This is a genomic window from Streptomyces sp. KR55 (assembly GCF_052245645.1).
GTDB classification, from domain to species: domain Bacteria; phylum Actinomycetota; class Actinomycetes; order Streptomycetales; family Streptomycetaceae; genus Streptomyces; species Streptomyces flavusporus.
In genome coordinates, this window is sequence record NZ_JBQQCE010000994.1 from 1 (window position 1) to 719 (window position 719).

The following is a 719-nucleotide window of genomic DNA, read 5'->3' on the forward strand; positions in this document are numbered from 1 at the left end:
CCAGACCGGCGGCGTGGGGGATCAGCGCACGCGCCGCTCCTCCAGTGGTGCGGCGCGCAGTCGTCCGGTGGTGTCGCTGGGCAGGTGTGGTGTGTGGCCGACGAGTCGGGCGGAGTTGGCGACCACGGCGATGCTGCTGGTGTTGTGGAGCAGGGCGGCCAGGACGGGGTTGATGGAGCCGCCGGCGCCCGCGACGAGGCCGGCGAGGTTCACGCCGATGGAGAGGGTGTAGTTCTGCCGTACGACGCGCAGGGTGTGCCGGCTGAGTTCCACGACGGCGGCGACCTGGCGCAGGTCGTTTCCGGCGAGGGCAATGTCGGCGGTCTCCAGCGCGACGTGGGAGGAGTGGGCGCCCATGACGATGCCGACGTCGGCGAGCGCGAGTGCGGGGGCGTCGTTGGTGCCGTCGCCGACCATGGCCACGCTGTGTCCCTCGGTCTGCAGGTCGCGGATCAGCTGGAGTTTGGCCTCGGGCAGTGCGTGGGCGTGGACTTCGGTGATGCCGAGGGTGTCGGCGACGGCCTGGGCGGTCTCGGGTGCGTCGCCGGTGAGCAGCACGATGCGGGTCACTCCGAGCTCGGTCAGCTGGCGGACGACGGTGTCGGCGCCGCCGCGTACGGCGTCGGACAGGCCGAGCATGCCGATGAGCTTCTCGTCGTGGGCGAGGCAGATGACGGTCTCGCCGGCGGCACGCAGCCGGCTCGTCCACTCCCGGGCCA

General features: G+C 72.0%; 1 protein-coding gene. It reads right to left on the reverse strand.

Going from position 1 to position 719, the window contains the following annotated elements:
• Positions 1-21: 21 nt before the first annotated feature.
• A partial coding sequence (locus tag ACTWQJ_RS51985) for an HAD-IC family P-type ATPase (protein ID WP_443313296.1) occupies positions 22-719 on the reverse strand: 698 nt, incomplete at its 5' end.